This is a genomic window from Streptomyces sp. GbtcB7, from assembly GCF_019091445.1.
GTDB classification, from domain to species: Bacteria; Actinomycetota; Actinomycetes; order Streptomycetales; family Streptomycetaceae; genus Streptomyces; species Streptomyces mirabilis.
In genome coordinates, this window is the sequence record NZ_JAGXJM010000017.1 from 12,566 (window position 1) to 30,985 (window position 18,420).

Annotated in this window: 16 protein-coding genes; 9 read left to right on the forward strand and 7 right to left on the reverse strand. The window is 70.9% G+C overall.

What is annotated here, in order from left to right; genetic code table 11:
• Nucleotides 1-150: 150 nt before the first annotated feature.
• The 3 genes from KVT44_RS26485 to KVT44_RS26495 all read right to left on the reverse strand — a co-directional run bounded on the left by KVT44_RS26485 (nt 151) and on the right by KVT44_RS26495 (nt 2,751).
• Nucleotides 151-768, reverse strand: coding sequence for a TetR/AcrR family transcriptional regulator (locus KVT44_RS26485; RefSeq protein WP_099921313.1), 618 nt, complete (start codon nt 766-768; stop codon nt 151-153).
• Complete coding sequence (locus KVT44_RS26490; RefSeq protein WP_217569166.1) at nt 765-1,589, reverse strand: sugar phosphate isomerase/epimerase; 825 nt, start codon at nt 1,587-1,589, stop codon at nt 765-767. The genes KVT44_RS26485 and KVT44_RS26490 overlap by 4 nt, the downstream gene beginning before the upstream one ends.
• Before the next feature lie 229 nt (nt 1,590-1,818).
• Nucleotides 1,819-2,751, reverse strand: coding sequence for a Ppx/GppA phosphatase family protein (locus KVT44_RS26495; RefSeq protein WP_099921314.1), 933 nt, complete (start codon nt 2,749-2,751; stop codon nt 1,819-1,821).
• A 179-nt stretch (nt 2,752-2,930) separates the two neighbouring features.
• On the opposite strand from KVT44_RS26495, the gene KVT44_RS26500 reads away from it, so the two are divergent.
• Nucleotides 2,931-3,683, forward strand: a complete 753-nt coding sequence (locus KVT44_RS26500; RefSeq protein WP_060896527.1) for a hypothetical protein — start codon at nt 2,931-2,933, stop codon at nt 3,681-3,683.
• A gap of 46 nt (nt 3,684-3,729) precedes the next feature.
• On the opposite strand, the gene KVT44_RS26505 is transcribed toward KVT44_RS26500, so the two are convergent.
• Nucleotides 3,730-5,520: a hypothetical protein gene (locus tag KVT44_RS26505; protein WP_217569168.1), complete on the reverse strand. Its 1,791-nt coding sequence runs from the start codon at nt 5,518-5,520 to the stop codon at nt 3,730-3,732.
• A 204-nt stretch (nt 5,521-5,724) separates the two neighbouring features.
• Here KVT44_RS26505 and radA point away from each other — a divergent pair, with 204 nt between their 5' ends.
• On the forward strand, nt 5,725-7,134 hold the full coding sequence (radA, locus tag KVT44_RS26510) for a DNA repair protein RadA (protein ID WP_054228679.1): 1,410 nt from the start codon (nt 5,725-5,727) through the stop codon (nt 7,132-7,134).
• Between the two features lie 79 nt (nt 7,135-7,213).
• On the forward strand, nt 7,214-8,338 hold the full coding sequence (gene disA, locus KVT44_RS26515) for a DNA integrity scanning diadenylate cyclase DisA (protein ID WP_075032414.1): 1,125 nt from the start codon (nt 7,214-7,216) through the stop codon (nt 8,336-8,338).
• A gap of 181 nt (nt 8,339-8,519) precedes the next feature.
• Here the strand turns inward: disA and KVT44_RS26520 are convergent, their stop codons facing one another.
• Complete coding sequence (locus tag KVT44_RS26520) at nt 8,520-9,338, reverse strand: hypothetical protein (RefSeq protein ID WP_217569170.1); 819 nt, start codon at nt 9,336-9,338, stop codon at nt 8,520-8,522.
• Nucleotides 9,339-9,674: 336 nt separating this feature from the next.
• On the opposite strand from KVT44_RS26520, the gene KVT44_RS26525 reads away from it, so the two are divergent.
• The 5 genes from KVT44_RS26525 (at nt 9,675) to cseC (ending at nt 14,429) form a co-directional block, all read left to right on the forward strand.
• Nucleotides 9,675-10,598 carry an A/G-specific adenine glycosylase gene (locus KVT44_RS26525; RefSeq protein WP_302832105.1) on the forward strand — a complete coding sequence of 308 codons (924 nt, stop codon included), beginning with the start codon at nt 9,675-9,677 and terminating at the stop codon, nt 10,596-10,598.
• A 268-nt stretch (nt 10,599-10,866) separates the two neighbouring features.
• On the forward strand, nt 10,867-11,406 hold the full coding sequence (locus tag KVT44_RS26530) for a SigE family RNA polymerase sigma factor (protein ID WP_060898668.1): 540 nt from the start codon (nt 10,867-10,869) through the stop codon (nt 11,404-11,406).
• 20 nt (nt 11,407-11,426) lie between these two features.
• Nucleotides 11,427-12,044 (forward strand): hypothetical protein, encoded by a 618-nt coding sequence (locus KVT44_RS26535; RefSeq protein ID WP_217569343.1) that lies wholly within the window; start codon nt 11,427-11,429, stop codon nt 12,042-12,044.
• A gap of 19 nt (nt 12,045-12,063) precedes the next feature.
• Nucleotides 12,064-12,768 carry a two-component system response regulator CseB gene (gene cseB, locus KVT44_RS26540; protein WP_075032417.1) on the forward strand — a complete coding sequence of 235 codons (705 nt, stop codon included), beginning with the start codon at nt 12,064-12,066 and terminating at the stop codon, nt 12,766-12,768.
• A gap of 335 nt (nt 12,769-13,103) precedes the next feature.
• Nucleotides 13,104-14,429 (forward strand): two-component system sensor histidine kinase CseC, encoded by a 1,326-nt coding sequence (gene cseC, locus KVT44_RS26545; protein ID WP_095853280.1) that lies wholly within the window; start codon nt 13,104-13,106, stop codon nt 14,427-14,429.
• A gap of 802 nt (nt 14,430-15,231) precedes the next feature.
• On the opposite strand, the gene KVT44_RS26550 is transcribed toward cseC, so the two are convergent.
• A complete protein-coding gene (locus KVT44_RS26550) occupies nt 15,232-16,824 on the reverse strand; it encodes an MDR family MFS transporter (RefSeq protein WP_308314120.1) in 1,593 nt (530 codons plus the stop codon).
• Between the two features lie 150 nt (nt 16,825-16,974).
• Here KVT44_RS26550 and KVT44_RS26555 point away from each other — a divergent pair, with 150 nt between their 5' ends.
• Complete coding sequence (locus KVT44_RS26555) at nt 16,975-17,586, forward strand: TetR/AcrR family transcriptional regulator (RefSeq protein WP_054237513.1); 612 nt, start codon at nt 16,975-16,977, stop codon at nt 17,584-17,586.
• Here the strand turns inward: KVT44_RS26555 and KVT44_RS26560 are convergent.
• Nucleotides 17,583-18,173, reverse strand: a complete 591-nt coding sequence (locus KVT44_RS26560) for a M23 family metallopeptidase (RefSeq protein ID WP_099921320.1) — start codon at nt 18,171-18,173, stop codon at nt 17,583-17,585. The genes KVT44_RS26555 and KVT44_RS26560 overlap by 4 nt on opposite strands.
• Between the last annotated feature and the right edge of the window lie 247 nt (nt 18,174-18,420).

Consider the following 18,420-nt stretch of genomic DNA (forward strand, 5'->3'; position numbering starts at 1 on the left):
GTCTCGGTGGGCGAGTGCCAGGGGGCGAGTGCCGGGGGTTGTTCTCAGTGGGTGGGTGGGTGGGTGGGTGCGGGTCCGATGTGGCTGAGCGCGCCCACGCGGCGGAGCCGCACAATGTCACAGCCCCGCGTCCCTTCGGGGGCGCTCAGCTCACGGGGCTGTCAAGTGGCCCTGTACCACCGGCGCCACTCGCTCGACGATGCGCTCCACGTCCGCCGATGCCAGCGGCTCGACCTTGATGACGTAGCGGAGCATCGCCACCCCCACCAGCTGGGCCGCCGCCAGTTCGGCGCGCAGTTCCGCGTCGGGCAGGTCGAGGCGGCCCGCGATGCGGCGCAGCAGCTGGGCGGCGACGAGGCGGCGGAAGACGGCGGCCGCGCTCTCGTTGTTCACGGCGGAACGGACGATGGCAAGCAGCGGGGTCCGGGTGGTCGGGTTCTCCCAGATACCGAGGAGGAAGCGGGTCAGGCGCTCACCGACCGTGTCGAGCGGGCCGTCCTCGACCGCGGTCGGCGCGGCCAGGGCGGGCGCGAACGCGACCTCGATGGCCGCCTCGAAGACCTGCTCCTTGGTGCCGAAGTAGTGGTGCACGAGGGCGGAGTCCACCCCAGCGGCCTTGGCGATGCCGCGCACCGACGTCTTCTCGTAGCCGCGCTCGGAGAACTCCTCGCGGGCCGCGTCCAGGATGCGGTCGCGGGTGGCGGGGGCCGCCTCCGTCTCCGTACGGGAAGGCCGTCCCCTACGACGGGGGGTGGCGGCGTCCGTCACCGGCGGGGCACCTTCACCGCGGAGGCCAGGTGCAGACGGGTGAAGGCCAGCGCCTCCGCCAGGTCCGCCTCGCGTTCGGCGCTGGACATGGCACGGCGGGTGTTGACCTCGATGACGACGTGGCCGTCGAAGCCGGAGAGGGCGAGGCGCTCCAGCAGTTCGGCGCAGGGCTGGGTGCCGCGGCCCGGAACGAGGTGCTCGTCCTTGTTGGAGCCGTTGCCGTCGGCGAGGTGGACGTGGCCGAGGCGGTCGCCCATGCGGTCGATCATCTGCAGGGCGTCGCTGCGGGCCGTCGAGGTGTGGCTGAGGTCGATCGTGAAGTGGCGGTAGTCGTCCTTCGTCACGTCCCAGGCGGGGGCGTACGCGAGCATCTCGCGGTCGCGGTAGCGCCAGGGGTACATGTTTTCGACGGCGAACCGTACGTCCGTCTCGTTCGCCATGCGCCACATCCCCGTGACGAAGTCGCGCGCGTACTGGCGCTGCCAGCGGAAGGGGGGGTGTACGACGACCGTCGACGCGCCCAGCTTCTCCGCCGCCGCCTGGGCCCGCTGGAGCTTGACCCAGGGGTCGGTGGACCAGACGCGCTGGGTGATCAGCAAGCAGGGGGCGTGCACGGCGAGGATCGGGATCTGGTGGTAGTCGCTGAGGCGGCGGAGGGCTTCGATGTCCTGGCTGACCGGGTCGGTCCAGACCATCACCTCTACACCGTCGTAACCGAGGCGCGCGGCGATCTCGAAGGCCGTCGCCGTCGACTCCGGATACACGGACGCCGTGGACAGCGCGACCTTCGCATCCGGGATGCGCACGACTGGTTCTGCCACGAGGGACAGCGTAAGCCTCCGGCGGTTGGGCGGGGGGTGGTGGGGGTTGGGTGGGGGGGCGGCGTTGGATGGGGGTCAGGTGGGCATTGGGTGACCGTTGGGTGGGGTGCCCTGTCGCCGTTGTGGGGTTCACCGTGGGCGGGTGCGGGTGGTTTGTGGCTGGGCGCGCCGTTCCCCGCGCCCCTGGTGGGGCGCGCCATGGCGCAGCCCCGCCGCGTCGGCTACTCGGTCACTCTGATGCCATCTGGTCCAGGCGGCGGAGGATGACGCCCTCTCGTAGGGCCCAGGGGCAGATTTCCAGGGTTTCCACGGCGAAGAGGTCCATGGCGCCCTCGGCGACGAGAGCGCCGGCGAGGAGTTGGCCGGAGCGGCCGGGGGAGACGCCGGGGAGTTCGGCGCGTTCGTCGGCGGTCATGGAGGCCAGGCGGGGGACCCAGTCCTCCAGGGAGCGGCGCTTGAGTTCGCGCTGGACGTAGAGGCCGTCCGTGGAGCGGGCGGCACCGGCCAGGCGGGCGAGCTGCTTGAAGGTCTTGGAGGTGGCGACCACGTGGTCGGGGGCGCCGAGGCGGCTGAATTCACCGACGGTACGGGCGATCTCGGTCCGGACGTGGCGGCGCAGGGCCTTGATGTCCGCCGGGTCGGCGGGGTCGGTGGGCAGCCAGCCCGCGGTCAGCCGTCCGGCTCCGAGTGGCAGCGACGCCGCCGCGTCCGGCTCCTCGTCCATGCCGTACGCGATCTCCAGCGAGCCGCCGCCGATGTCGAGGACCAGCAGCTTCCCCGACGACCAGCCGAACCAGCGGCGGGCGGCCAGGAAGGTCAGCCGGGCCTCTTCCGCCCCGGTCAGGACCTGGAGCTCGACACCGGTCTCGGCCTGCACCCGGGCCAGTACGTCGTCGGCGTTGCTGGCCTCGCGCACGGCGGAGGTCGCGAACGGCAGCAGGGCCTCGACGCCCTTGTCCTCGGCGGCCTCCAGCGCGTCGCGGACCGTCGCGATCAGTTTTTCGACGCCGTCGAGGCCGATCGCCCCGCTCTCGTCATGCAGTTGAGCGAGCCGCAATTCGGCCTTGTGCGAGTGCGCGGGCAGCGGGCGCGCGCCGGGGTGTGCATCCACCACCAGCAGGTGCACCGTGTTCGAACCCACGTCGAGGACACCGAGTCTCATGTACGGAACGCTACTGCGAGTACGGCGGTCGACCGTCCCCGGAGCGGGCTGAAGCGACTTACCCTGGACGGGTGCCAAAGACGAAAAAGGCGAAGCCCGACAAATCGACCAAGGGTTCTTCGCAGGCGAAGGCCTCCGCGTCCAAGAAGTCCCCGACGAAGTCCCCGAAGAAGGCCACCGTGTCCGACGAGAAGGGGCTCGACTTCGCTCGGGCATGGGTGGAGTTTCCGGATCCCGCCGACGACGAGCAGGTCTTCCGGTGCGATCTGACATGGCTGACCTCTCGCTGGAACTGCATCTTCGGAAGCGGCTGTCAGGGCATCCAGGCCGGTCGCGCCGACGACGGCTGCTGCACCCTCGGGGCCCACTTCTCCGACGAGGACGACGAGAAGCGGGTGGCCGGGCACGTGGCACGGCTCACACCGGACATCTGGCAGCACCATGACGTGGGGCTGAAGACCGGCTGGGTCTCCGAGGACGAGGACGGCGACCGCCAGACCCGCCCCTACCAGGGCTCGTGCATCTTCCAGAACCGGCCCGGCTTCGCCGGCGGCGCGGGCTGCTCGTTGCACATCCTGGCGATCAAGGAGGGGCGCGAGCCCCTGGAGACCAAGCCGGACGTCTGCTGGCAGCTGCCCGTGCGCCGGACGTACGAGTGGATCGACCGGCCCGACGACACGCGCGTGCTCCAGGTCTCCATCGGCGAGTACGACCGCCGGGGCTGGGGTCCGGGCGGCCACGACCTGCACTGGTGGTGCACGTCGGCGACCTCGGCACACGGCGCGGGCGACCCGGTGTACGTCTCGTACCGCCCGGAACTGATCGAGCTGATGGGCAAGGCGGGGTACGACCGGCTGGTCGAGCTCTGCGAGGAGCGGCTGGCCTCGCAGCTGCCGTTGCTGGCGCCACATCCCGCGGATCCGGTCGCCTGAGACCCCCCGGTCCATCGCCTTCCCGCCCCTTCCCGCCCCGCGGGCGTTACGAGGACGGGGTCGGGGCGGAGCTGTCGCCGGGCGGCGGCGTCGAACCGCCCGGGTCCGACGGGTCGGACGGGCCCGACGGGTCCGACGAAGGGGGCGGGGACGACGTGTCCGTGGGCGTCGGCCGGGGGTCGCTGGGCGTCGGTGGCGGGTCCGAGGCGGGCGGGGTCGGGCCGGGGGCGGACGGGGTGGGACGGCCGGGCGTCGGGCCGGAGCCGGCCGGGGCGGACGGACCCGCTGTTCCGTACCCGCCGATCGTGACCACCGCTCCCGCCGGTGCGATCGCCACCCGCGCGCCCCAGGGGCCCACCGGCTCGCGAAGATGATCGACGTACACCTTGATCGTGAACGTTTCTCCGGGGGCCAGCGTTCCCGACGACTGGCTGAAGTAGAGCCAGGACGCTCCCGTCTCGGCGGACCAGTGGACCGGTGAGTTCCCGGAGGCGGCGAGCGTGACAAGGGTCGTGTCGCCGCTGCCCGAGGCCCGGACCGAGAGGTGTCCGGCGCCGCTGCCCGCGCTGGGGGCGCTGATGACCTCCACGGAGACGTCGGGCGAGCGGTTCCCCTTGGCGAAACGGGCGTCGGCTCTGGCGCTGGCGTTGCCGGCGTTCTCGTAGCCGCCCGCCTCCTCGCCGGTGATGCCGTCGGGCCCGTGCGCCTCGCTCGCGGTGATCGAGCGGCCGTCGGCGCCCTCGCCGGTGGGGGGCGCGCCACGGTAGGCCGCCCAGAGGGCCAGGACTGGTGCGGCGACGACGGTGGCGACGACGGTCGTCGTGACGGCACGCGCGCGAAGACGGTCCCGGCGGGCGGCGTGGTCCTTGGGATCGACGGGGAAACCGCGCCGGTCGAAGCGTGGAGCGGCACCCCGCGCGCGCGGGACGTGTGCCATCGCGATGTGCAGGGCCGCGCGCGGGGCCTCGAGGACGGGGAGCGCGGCGGGCGTGACGGTGGTGCCGGGCCAGGCGCCGGGCGCGGCGCGCTCGGCGGTGCGGCGACAGCGCGGACAGTCGTCGACGTGCCGGACCAGTTCCCGGCGCAGGGTGGTACTCAGGACGAGCTGGTTGTCGCCGGTGAGGCGGCCGACGCTCGGACAGGTGCCGGTCTCCACGACGGCGAGGGCGGCGCGGGTGCGTTCGACCTCGCAGGCGGCGGTGGCGAGCAGTTCGCGCGCCTTGACGAGGTCCAGGCCGAGGACGGCGGCGACCTCGGCGGCGGCGAGCTGGTGGCGCACCGCGAGTTCGAGCGCCTCGCGCTGCTCGGGGGTGGTGCCGGCCGCCTCCGGCCAGGCCAGCAGGGCGAGTTCGTGCCGACGCCGGTCCTGCGCCTCCTCGGAGACCGGGGCGCTCAGCGCCTCGGCCGCATGCCGGTCGGCGGCTTCCTTGTGCCCCTTGGAGAGGGCCTTGTGCCCCTTGGCGGGCGCACGCCGACCGGAGGCGTGGGCCGCCTGACGCCTGCGCCGGGCCTCGGTCAGCTTGCGCAGACAGGACCAGCGGGCGAGGGCGTACAGCCAGGCCCTGCGGTCGTCCGCGGACACCGGGCCACGGTGGCCACGGCGCTCGGCCAGCGCGAGGGCGTCCCCGAGGGCGGCGGTGGCCTCGTCGTGGTCGCACAGCACGGACAGGCAGTAGGTGAAAAGGCCGTCCAAGTAGGGCTCGTAGCGCGCGGGAGGGCGCTGAGCCAGGGTGCGGGTGTGCGCGCCACGGGGCGCGGTCACCCGCTTGCGCGCATCTCCGTGCGCCCGGTGTGCACCGGTGGTGTGCGTGGAGGTCTCCGGACTGCTGCTCATCACCCGTGCGACCGTAGGTGCCCCGGGGTGGCCCCTTCTTCCCCCTTGAGCACATTTAATCCGTACGGGTGAAACGATCCCTCAAAAGGGGACAGGACCCTCCGATTCCGTGGCCCACACCGTCACAGGCGGCAACGGCAGGCCATGGCAGATGCCTCACCGAGCGGGCCCGCCCGTGCTGTCAGTCCTCTCGGCTACGGTTCCGTCATGGCTGCCCGTACGAAAACCGCGAAGGACCGGCCGTCCTACCGCTGCACCGAGTGCGGATGGCAGACGGCCAAATGGCTGGGCCGCTGCCCCGAGTGCCAGGCGTGGGGCACGGTCGAGGAGTACGGCGCGCCCGCGGTCCGTACGACGACACCGGGCCGCGTCACCACCTCCGCGGTGCCGATCGGGCAGGTCGACGGCCGCCAGGCCACGGCCCGCTCCACCGGCGTACCCGAGCTGGACCGCGTCCTCGGCGGCGGTCTCGTGCCCGGCGCGGTCGTCCTGATCGCGGGCGAGCCCGGTGTGGGCAAGTCCACGCTCCTCCTGGACGTGGCGGCGAAGGCGGCGAGCGACGAGCACCGCACGCTGTACGTGACGGGTGAGGAGTCGGCCAGCCAGGTCCGTCTGCGCGCCGACCGCATCAAGGCGATCGACGACCACCTGTATCTGGCGGCGGAGACCGACCTGGCCGCCGTGCTCGGCCACTTGGACGCCGTGAAGCCCTCGCTCCTCATCCTGGACTCGGTCCAGACCGTCGCCTCTCCGGAGATCGACGGGGCGCCCGGCGGCATGGCCCAGGTCCGCGAGGTCGCCGGGGCGCTCATCCGCGCCTCCAAGGAGCGCGGCATGTCCACGCTCCTTGTGGGCCATGTCACCAAGGACGGCGCGATCGCGGGCCCCCGCCTGCTCGAACACCTCGTGGACGTCGTCCTGAGCTTCGAGGGCGACCGCCACGCGCGCCTGCGTCTCGTCCGAGGGGTCAAGAACCGGTACGGGACGACGGACGAGGTCGGCTGCTTCGAGCTGCACGACGAAGGCATCACGGGCCTCGCGGACCCCTCCGGTCTCTTCCTCACCCGCCGTGCCGAGCCCGTCCCCGGCACCTGCCTGACCGTCACCCTGGAGGGCCGCCGCCCGTTGGTGGCCGAGGTGCAGGCCCTCACCGTCGACTCCCAGATCCCCTCCCCCCGTCGTACGACGTCCGGCCTGGAGACCTCCCGGGTCTCGATGATGCTGGCGGTCCTGGAGCAGCGGGGCCGGATCAGCGCCCTCGGGAAGCGGGACATCTACTCGGCGACGGTGGGCGGCGTGAAGCTCTCCGAGCCCGCCGCGGACCTCGCGATCGCCCTCGCGCTCGCGTCGGCGGCGAGTGACACCCCTCTCCCCAAGAACCTCGTGGCGATCGGGGAAGTAGGGCTCGCGGGCGAGGTCAGACGGGTCACGGGAGTGCAGCGGAGGCTCGCCGAGGCCCACCGTCTGGGCTTCACACACGCCCTCGTTCCCAGCGATCCGGGCAAGATCCCCGCCGGTATGAAGGTCCTGGAAGTCGCCGACATGGGCGAGGCGCTGCGGGTCCTTCCACGCTCCCGTCACAGAGAGGCCCCACGGGACGAGGAGCAGCGCCGGTAGACTTTGCCCTGGTCTTGCCCGTCCGTACGAACCCTGGACGAATCTTGGGCGACCGGAAACCCGCGACCGGAGGAGTGCAGTGGCAGCCAACGACCGGGCAGCAGCTCCCGGAAAGTCCGGTGGGAGCTCCGGTGCCGATGGCCTGATGCGCGCCTCATTGAGCGCCGTGGCACCTGGCACGGCCCTGCGCGACGGGCTCGAGCGGATCCTCCGCGGGAACACCGGCGGACTCATCGTGCTCGGCTGGGACAAGACCGTCGAGTCGATGTGCACGGGCGGCTTCGTCCTGGACGTCGATTTCACGGCGACCCGGTTGCGCGAGCTGTGCAAGCTCGACGGCGGCATCGTCGTCGACAAGGACATCACCAAGATCCTGCGGGCGGGCGTCCAGCTCGTGCCCGACCCGACGATCCCGACGGAGGAGACCGGCACCCGGCACCGCACGGCGGACCGGGTGAGCAAGCAGGTCGGCTTCCCCGTCGTCTCGGTCTCCCAGTCCATGCGTCTGATCGCGCTGTACGTCGACGGTCAGCGCCGCGTCCTGGAGGACTCCGCCGCGATCCTCTCCCGCGCCAACCAGGCCCTCGCGACCCTGGAGCGCTACAAGCTCCGCCTCGACGAGGTCGCGGGCACGCTCTCCGCGCTGGAGATCGAGGACCTGGTCACCGTCCGGGACGTGTCGGCGGTGGCGCAGCGCCTGGAGATGGTGCGGCGCATCGCCACGGAGATCGCCGAGTACGTGGTGGAGTTGGGCACGGACGGGCGGCTGCTCGCCCTCCAGCTGGACGAGTTGATCGCGGGCGTGGAGCCCGAGCGGGAGCTGGTGGTCCGGGACTACGTGCCGGAGCCGACCGCGAAGCGCTCCCGCACGGTCGACGAGGCCCTCTCCGACCTGAACGCCCTGCCCCACTCCGAGCTGCTCGAACTGCCCACGGTGGCGAGAGCCTTGGGCTACACCGGCTCCCCCGAGGCGCTCGACTCGGCGGTCTCTCCGCGCGGCTTCCGCCTCCTCGCCAAGGTCCCGCGTCTGCCCGGCGCGATCATCGACCGCCTCGTGGAGCACTTCGGCGGTCTGCAGAAGCTCCTCGCCGCGAGCGTCGACGACCTTCAGGCGGTCGACGGGGTGGGCGAGGCGCGGGCGCGCAGCGTCCGTGAGGGGCTGTCGCGACTGGCGGAGTCGTCGATCCTGGAGCGCTACGTCTGACGCGCTACGTCTGACGCGCTACGTCTTGCGCGCTACGTCTTGCGCGCCGCTTCTTACGGGGCCGGGCGCGTTTCAAGGGCGGTGCGGGCCGTGCGGGCGTGGCCGCCGACCTCGGCCCTCGGGGGCCCCACGCCCCTCCGCTAGGGGGCTCCTTGACCTCCGAGGGCTCTCGCCCCCGCGCTCAGTCCTGGGACAGCACGAACGACGTCGTCGCCTTCGCCAGGCCCGGTGACGTCGCCTCCACCAGATAGGTGCCCGCGGTCGCCGAACCCGCCGGAGGTGTGGCGCACTGGGCGGCGCTGGCCGTGCGGTCCCAGTCGACCGTGTAGGTCACCTGGTCGCCGGCCGGAACGCGGAAGAAGAGACTGGCCGCGTCCTTGGGGCAGTCGCTCGAGGACCAGAAGCTCTTGTCGCCGCCTGCCTGAGTGATCGTCAGGACCGCGCTCTTCGGGCCGAGATCGACCTTGCAGTCACTGGCGGAGGAGTTCTTCGCGATCAGCTCGATCGAGGGCTTGTCGCCGGGGGCGTACGTGTTGTGCACGCTGCGCAGGGTCAACTTGACGGCGCCCGCAGTGCAGTTGGGGAGGGTGGAGCCGGCCGGGACCTGATCCCCGGAGCTGGTGCCACCGCTGGAACCGCCTTCCGAGCCACCGCCGCCCGCGCTGCCGGTCCCACCGGAGCCGTCCCCACTGCCACTGCCACTACCGCTGCCACTGCCGCCGCCGCTTGCCGTGCCGGCACTCGCGCCGGGGCTGGACTCGTCGCGGCCGCCCGGGTGTTGGCTGATCGCGGGTCCGGAACCGGAGGGGCCCGGGGTGATCGTCTGCACGGGGTTCTTCCCGTTGGACCCGTCCGCGTTCTTCTTGCCGCCTCCGCCGCCGCTGCTGACCACCCAGGCGATCAGCAGCGCCAACAGCGCTACCAGGGACAGCAGAACGACCCTCCGACGCCAGTAGATGGTGGAGGGAAGTGGCCCGACCGGATTGCGCATAGATCCCACGGCGCAAACTGTACGAGAGATCCACGCCGGCGCTCGCCCCACCCGCCGCCCTGAGCGTCAACTTTTCCGGATCATCATTCCGGCACACCGGTCGAGTTGCCCCCACACCGCCCCTTCCCGTCTTCCGGGGCTGCCGGGCCCGGCCCTCCGGCCGACCGGAGCACCCCTCCAGGGGCGCGGGGCTGTGACATTGTGCGGCTCCGCCGCGTGGGCGCGACCAGCCCCCGCCGCCCCGCAGGCGAAGGAGCCCGTGTGGGGCCGGGGCGAAAAGCCACTCCTCCGCGCCTCGGAGGAAACCGCGTAGTCCCACCCCCGCATGGCAGGATCGGAACCGCCATGACTGCACCCACCATGCCCACACCCAGCCCCCAGCCCGACGCCCCCGGCAAGACCCTGCACGAACCGGTGATCACCTGGTTCGACGAGCACGCCCGCGACCTCCCCTGGCGCCGACCCGACGCCGGCCCCTGGGGCGTGATGGTCAGTGAGTTCATGTTGCAGCAGACCCCGGTGAGCCGTGTCCTGCCCGTGTACGAGCAGTGGGTCGCCCGCTGGCCCCGCCCCGCCGACCTGGCCAAGGAGGCTCCCGGCGAAGCCGTCCGCTCCTGGGGCCGGCTCGGCTACCCCCGCCGTGCGCTCCGGCTGCACGGCGCCGCGGTCGCCATAACGGAACGGCACGGCGGCGACGTACCCACGGAGCACGCCCAGCTGCTCGCGCTGCCCGGTATCGGGGAGTACACGGCCGCCGCCGTCGCCTCGTTCGCGTACGGGCAGCGGCATGCCGTGCTGGACACGAATGTCCGAAGGGTGTTCGCACGGGCCGTCAGCGGCGTGCAGTACCCGCCGAACGCCACCACCGCCGCCGAACGCAAGCTCGCCCGTGCCCTGCTGCCCGAGAACGAGGGCACCGCCTCCCACTGGGCCGCCGCCTCCATGGAGCTCGGCGCACTGATCTGCACGGCGAAGAACGAGGCCTGCCACCGCTGCCCGATCGCCGCGCAGTGCGCCTGGCGGCTGGCGGGCAAGCCGGCGCACGACGGCCCGCCGCGGCGCGGCCAGACGTACGCGGGCACGGACCGCCAGGTGCGCGGCAAACTCCTCGCCGTACTGAGGGAGGCCGTCGAGGGCCCGGTCCCGCAGTCCGTACTCGATCGCGTGTGGGACGAGCCCGTGCAGCGGGCCCGCGCCCTCGACGGACTCGTCGCCGACGGACTCGTGGAGCCGCTCCCGGGTGGTTTGTATCGGCTGCCCTTGACCTAGTCACCGCCCCCAGGACACCGGTCACACCCGCAAAACCACCCCAACCGGGACTTGTAACCACACCGCCTTACCCACCTCATACATCCGTTACACAACCGACGTACAGCCGAGCGCTCACCGAAGGCTGCCTCGGACAACCCCGTGACAACGCCTCCGTAGCTTCATTTCCGTACCGCACACAGCAGAACGACAGCGGGACACAGGAAACGGACAACCGGCAGCAGGCGCGAGCCAGGCACGTCGGAAACGGGGATGGAGGCGGTTGATCATGGCGCACGGCGAGGTGCTCGAATTCGAGGAGTACGTCCGCACTCGGCAGGACGCGCTGCTGCGCAGTGCCCGTCGCCTGGTCCCCGACCCCGTCGACGCCCAGGACCTCCTGCAGACCGCGCTCGTACGGACGTACGGCCGCTGGGACGGCATCGCGGACAAGCGGCTCGCGGACGCCTATCTGCGCCGCGTGATGATCAATACACGGACCGAGTGGTGGCGGGCGCGGAAACTCGAAGAGGTGCCCACCGAGCAGCTCCCGGACGCCTGCGTCGACGACTCGACCGAGCAGCACGCGGACCGGGCGCTCCTTATGGACATCATGAAGGTTCTCGCTCCCAAGCAACGCAGCGTCGTGGTGCTGCGACACTGGGAGCAGATGTCCACGGAGGAGACGGCCGCCGCCCTCGGCATGTCGGCCGGAACGGTCAAGAGCACGCTGCACCGGGCGCTCGCCCGGCTCCGCGAGGAGCTGGAGAGCCGCGACCTGGACGCACGCGCGCTCGAACGTGAGGAGCGGGAGCGTTGCGCGGCCTAGGAACTCGGGCCAGGCAGGTCCTGAAGGCGGGGAGCGCGGTGACGGCCGCGCTCGCCGCCCTCGGCCTTTTCCTGACCGCCTGCGCCACGGGTGGCACGGGCGCCCGCGACGAGGGCCCGGCGAGCAGTGAGGCGGTGGCGAAGGGGGCCCCGAGCCCCGCGGCCTCAGCCCCCCCGTCCAAGACACCCAAGCGCGTGGACGCGGTCAAGCTCGTCAAGGACGACCCGAAGGTCAGCGACTCGGTCAAGAACGCGCTGACGAAACCGTGCGTCGCCGACGAGTACCCGGTCGACGTGTCGTACGGGGATCTGACCGGAGGAACCACCGACGACGTCGTGGTCAACGTCATGACCTGCGGGGATGCCGTGGGTATCGGCTCGTACGTCTACCGCGAGGAAAGCGGCAGGTACGAGAATGTCTTCAAGACCGAGGAGCCGCCGGTCTACGCGGAGATCGACCGGGGCGACCTGGTGATCACCCAGCAGTTGTACAAGAAGGGCGATCCGGTGGAATACCCCTCCAGCGAAGAAGTGATCACCTACGGGTGGACCGCGACCCGCTTCACCGAGAGGTCCCGGACGCACAACGACTACAGCAACGCGGTGGGCGGCGTCGACACGCCCGCTCCCGCGAACTGAGCGCAGACGGAGCAGCCGGATGGCAGAGCAGACCCACGTCCTGTTCGTCGAGGACGACGACGTCATCCGCGAGGCCACGCAGCTCGCTCTCGAGCGCGACGGCTTCGCGGTGACGGCCATGCCCGACGGGCTGTCGGGCCTGGAGGCGTTCCGCGCCGACCGTCCCGACATCGCCCTGCTGGACGTGATGGTCCCCGGACTCGACGGTGTCTCGCTGTGCCGCCGCATCCGTGACGAGTCCACCGTCCCCGTGATCATGCTGTCCGCGCGTGCCGACTCGATCGACGTCGTGCTGGGCCTGGAGGCGGGCGCCGACGACTACGTGACCAAGCCCTTCGACGGGGCCGTGCTGGTCGCCCGGATCCGCGCCGTGCTGCGCCGTTTCGGACACGCGAGCGGTCCGAACGGAACCCCCGAAGAGGCCTCGTCCGTCGACGGCGGGGTGCTCTCCTTCGGTGACCTGGAGATCGACACCGAGGGCATGGAAGTCCACAAGGGCGGTACGCCGGTGGCTCTGACGCCCACCGAGATGCGGCTGCTGCTGGAGTTCTCCTCCGCGCCGGGTACGGTGCTGAGCCGCGACAAGCTGCTCGAACGCGTGTGGGACTACGGCTGGGGCGGGGACACCCGTGTCGTCGACGTCCACGTGCAGCGGCTGCGGACGAAGATCGGCCAGGACCGGATCGAGACGGTCCGCGGCTTCGGCTACAAGTTGAAGGCCTGAGCAGGGGTATGCGGGGGATATTTCGGCGCCGGACTCCGGCGGGCGGCGACGGCCCGACCGGCCGCAACAGACCGGCCGACGGGCACGACGGGGGCGCCGGGCGCGGGCCGGTCAACGGGTACGGGCCCGTCAACGGGTATGGCCCGGCCGACGGGTACGGCTCGGTGACGGGAAACAGTCCGATGACGGGGAACAGTCCGGTGACCGGGAGCGGTCGGACCGGCTGGAACGCACCTGCCGACGGCCGGGGCACACCCGTCGGCCGGGGCACGCCCGTTCGTCGCGGCACGCCCGTCGGCCGGGGCCCATCGGCACGCCGCGGCGCGCCTGTGGGCATGCGCATGGCGGCCGCCGCCGGGAACTCCGGCATTCGCACGGGTATCCGGTGGAAGCTCAGCGCGGCGATCGCCATGGTCGGCGCGCTGGTCGCGGTCGCCCTCAGCCTCGTCGTGCACAACGCGGCGCGCGTCTCGATGCTCGACAACTCGCGCGACCTGGCGGACGAGCGCATCACGGTCGCCGAGCGCATGTACGAGTCCGGGCGGACCCAGGCCTTCGGGGTCAAGGTCGACGACCCGGCCATCCCGAAGGACCTGCTGGCGAAGGTCATGCAGGGCCGGCGAGCCACCTTTGTGGCCGACCGTCCGAACGGGGTTCCGGACATCTGGGCGGCCGTACCCCTCAAGGACGGCCGCGTCCTCTCGCTCCACACCGGTTTCACGGACCGCAACACCGACGTCATGAAGGACCTCGACCAGGCGCTGATCATCGGCTCGATCGCGGTCGTCTTCGGCGGCAGCGCGCTCGGCGTGCTGATCGGCGGCCAGCTCTCGCGCCGGCTGCGCAAGGCCGCCGCCGCGGCAAACCAGGTCGCCAAGGGTGAGACCGACGTACGGGTACGGGAAGCGATCGGCGGGGTCGTACGGGACGAGACCGACGACCTCGCGCGCGCGGTGGACGCCATGGCGGACGCGCTCCAGCAGCGCATCGAGGCCGAGCGCCGGGTGACCGCCGACATCGCTCACGAACTGCGCACGCCGGTGACCGGCCTGCTGACGGCGGCGGAGCTCCTTCCCCCCGGCCGCCCCACGGAACTCGTCCGCGACCGGGCCCAGGCGATGCGGACCCTCGTCGAGGACGTCCTCGAGGTGGCGCGGCTGGACGGCGCCTCCGAGCGGGCCGAACTCCAGGACATCCTGCTCGGCGAGTTCGTGTCGCGGCGGGTGGCCGCCAAGGACGCGGACGTCGACGTACGCGTGATCCACGAGTCGGAGGTCACGACGGATCCGCGTCGCCTGGAGCGCGTGCTGTTCAATCTGCTGGCCAATGCGGCACGGCACGGCAAGCCGCCGATCGAGGTCTCGGTCGAGGGCCGGGTCATCCGGGTCCGCGACCACGGTCCCGGCTTCCCCGAGGAGCTTCTCGCCGAGGGCCCCAGCCGTTTCCGCACCGGCAGCAGCGACCGCTCGGGCCACGGTCACGGCCTCGGCCTCACCATCGCGGCCGGTCAGGCCCGGGTGCTCGGTGCCCGGCTGACCTTCCGCAATGTCCGGCCCGCGGGAGCCCCGGAGCACGTGCCTGCGGAGGGTGCGGTCGCGGTGCTGTGGCTGCCGGAACACGCGCCGACGAACACCGGCAGCTATCCGATGCTGCCGACCTGATGCCGGTGGGCGAGTACCGGTTGCTGTTGCCGTTGCTGTTGCCGTAGTCGTCGTGGGGGCCGTCACCGTCGGCCGGGCCCGGCTCGGCCCGTTCCCCCACCCGCCCACCCGATTCGTTCGGCTGCGGGCCGGTGGGGGCTGGGCGCGCAGTTCCCCGCGCCCCTAAAAACCTCGGCTCGCCCGGCGCTGCGAACACAAGGCCGAACACCGACCCGCATCAGAGCCCGACACCCCACCCACCGCCCACACGCTTCAACCCGTCCAGCGATCGAGGACGAGGCCGGAAGCCGACACCCCACCCACCCCGACCCACATCACTCAATCCACCCAACACTTGAGGACAAGGCCGCAGGACGGTGGCCCACCCACCCCGGCGCGCATCACTCAGCCCGTCCGGCGATTGAGGACAAGACCGGAAGGCCGACACCCCACCCACCCCGGCCCGCCTCTTTCAGCCCATCCGGCGATTGAGGACAAGGCCGAAGGCCGACACCCCACCCACCCCGACCCACACCACTCAACCCACCCGACGCCTGAGGACAAGGCCGGAAGGCGTTGTCCCACCCACCCCGGCCCGCATCTTCAGCCCGTCCGGCGATTGAGGACGAGGCCGTTCAGGCCGATGGCGGGGGTCCGGGGGCGGAGCTCCCGGGGATGGGACGGGTAGGGGCGGCGGGGGCGAGGAGGCTCGGGGGGCCAGGTGCGTACAGGAGAAGACCCCCGGGGCGGACACTCCGGGGGTCTTCGGATCAAGCGCGGTTGGATCGGGCGAGGTCGGGTCAGGTGATGCGGGTCGGGCGACTCAGACGGTCTCGACGACGGTCGGCTTCGGCGCCGAGTCGCTCACCGCATCCTCGGCCGAACCCTCCGGCGACGGCGCCCCCGCCCCCCGAAGCGGAACCTCCTTCACGAACACCGCGGCCACCAGCGCCCCCACCGACACCACCGCACCCAACAGGAACGCGGAGTGCGTTCCGGAGGACACCGCGTACTGGTACGCCTCCCGCGCCGCGGCCGGCAGCTTGGCCAGGCTCGCCGCGTCCAGCTGCGCCGACTGCTCGGTGACCTTGGACCCCAGCGCCCCGGCCCGCTCGGTCATCACGTCCTGGACCCGCTGGTTGAACAGCGCACCCATGATCGCGACGCCGAAGGACGAGCCGAGCGTACGGAAGAGGGTGGTGGACGAGGACGCGACGCCCATGTCCTTCATCTCGACGCTGTTCTGCGCGACCAGCATGGTGATCTGCATCAGGCAGCCCATGCCGAGGCCGAGTACGGCCATGTACAGCCCGGAGGTGAACCGGGTCGTACCGGTGTCCATCTGAGAAAGCAGGAACAGGCCGACCGCCATGAGAACGCCGCCGACGATCGGGAAGGCCTTGTAGCGCCCGGTGCCGGTGGTGACCCGACCGGCGACCATCGAGGTCACCAGCATCGCGCCGAGCATCGGCAGCAGGAGCAGCCCGGAGTTGGTCGCGGACGCGCCCTGCACGGACTGCTGGTACAGCGGCAGGAAGAGCGTGGCGCCGAACATCACGAAGCCGGTGATGAAGCCGATGATCGACATCAGCGTGAAGTTGCGGCTGCGGAAGATGTGCAGCGGCATGATCGGCGCGGCGGCCTTGGTCTGTACGAAGACGAAGCCGACCAGCGCGGCGACACCGATGCCGATGAGCTCCATGATCCTGGCCGAGCCCCAGGCGTACTCGCTGCCGCCCCAGGTGGTGACCAGCACGATGGACGAGATACCGAGGGCCAGCAGTCCGGCACCGAGGTAGTCGATCTTCGCCTGGACGCGCTTCTTCGGCAGGTGCAGTACGGCACTGATGGCGAGGAGCGCGACGATGCCGAGCGGCAGGTTGATGTAGAAGGACCAGCGCCAGCCCCAGTGGTCGGTGATGGTGCCACCGATGAGCGGTCCGCCGATCATCGCGAGCGCCATGATGCCGGCCATCATGCCCTGGTACTTGCCGCGCTCCCGCGGCGGAATCAGGTCACCGATGATGGCCATGACGCCGACCATCAGACCACCGGCGCCCAGGCCCTGAACGGCACGGAAGCCGATGAGCTGCCCCATGTCCTGGGCCATACCGCTGAGCGCGGAGCCGACCAGGAAGATCACGATCGAGGTCATGAAGGCGCCCTTGCGCCCGTACATGTCGCCGAGCTTGCCCCAGATGGGGGTGGAGGCGGCGGTCGCGAGGGTGTACGCGGTGACGACCCATGACAGGTGCTGGAGGCCGCCCAGCTCGCCCACGATCGTCGGCATCGCCGTGCCCACGATCATGTTGTCGAGCATGGCCAGCATCATGGTGATCATGAGCGCGAGCAGCACGACGCGTACGCTGCGCGGTTGTTTCTCGGTCTCTATGACCGCTTCCTTGTTGTCCGCCACGGTTCCACTCCCCTGGGTACTTACTTGCCGCCCGGCAAGTTGACTACACTGAGGGAAGTTAGGCCGGTAACTAGCCGGGCGTCAAGTAAGTTTTCCTGGATTTGCCAGTCGGACGACGCGTACGTTTCAAGGAGTGCGAGGAGTACAGGGATGGGCGGCGACACCATGGACGGCACCAAGCGACAGCGCCGCGGGGACACCCGCCAGCGCATCCAGGACGTCGCCCTCGAACTCTTCTCCGAGCACGGCTACGAGAAGACCTCGCTGCGCGAGATCGCCGAGCACCTCGACGTCACGAAGGCGGCGCTCTACTACCACTTCAAGACCAAGGAAGACATCCTCATCAGTCTCTTCCAGGACCTGTCCCGGCCCATGGACGAGCTGATCGAGTGGGCGCGGCAGCAGCCTCGCACGCTGGAGACGAAGCAGGAGATCCTGCGCCGTTACAGCAACGCGCTCGCCGACGCGGCCCCGCTCTTCCGCTTCATGCAGGAGAACCAGGCGGCCGTCCGCGAGCTGCGCACGGGCGAGGACTTCAAGGACCGCATGATCCGGATGGTCGGCCTGCTCAAGGAGCCGGACGCCGATCTGACGGACCAGGTGCGCTGTATCAGCGCGCTGTTCTCGATGCACGCCGGGATGTTTTTGCTCAAGGACGTCGAAGGCGACCCCGAGGAGAAGCGCAAGGCTGTCCTGGAGGTCGCGATCGACTTGGTGACGCAGGCGCACGGCGGCGCCGTCGTCACCCCTGAAGCGTCTTAGACGGTCACGCCCTGGGCGCGCAGGAAGGCGACCGGGTTGACCGCGGAGCCGTAGTTCGGGGTCGTACGGATCTCGAAGTGCAGGTGCGGGCCGGTGGAGTTGCCGGTGCTGCCGGAGAGCGCGATGTGCTGGCCGGTCGCGACGACCTGCCCGATCCGCACGTCTATCCGGGACAGGTGGGCGTACTGCGAGTAGGTCCCGTTGCCGTGCTTGATGACGATGGCGTTGCCGTACGCGGGACCGTCACCGGCGCCGTTGCCGCCGGCCTTGACGACGGTGCCGCCGTGCGCGGCGACGACCTCGGTGCCGGTGGGCACGGCGAAGTCCTGGCCGGAGTGGTTGTGCTGCCACAGGTTGCCGGCCTGGTTGAAGCCCGCGGAGAGCGTGTACTTCTTCACCGGGTCGACCCAGGAGGCGGCCGGCTTGGTGGCGACCGTCTTCACGGCGGCCTGCGGGGCCGCCTCGGTGGCGGCGGCCGCGACCCCGGCGCCCAGTACGGCCGTGGCACCCACGCCGACGGCCAGGACGGCCGCCCTGGAGCGGAGCAGGGACATACGGGAGTGGCGGGACGTGACGCGCTTCGACATTCGGAACCTCGTGGGAACGGAGACGGGGGTCAGGTCCACCCGACGGACAGGTTGTCGCCGAGTGGGCCATCCCTTGGTAACCCGAGTCCTGGCCGTCCCACAAAGTCCCCATCTACGACGCCGGGTCGTAGTTCACTCTAAAATTTCCTGCTTCTTGACAGACGTCCCACTCCGTATCGAATACGCCCGATTTTTCAGAGTAGAGACGTTTAACCCCACATACGGGCGTTGCATTTCGGCGCAATAC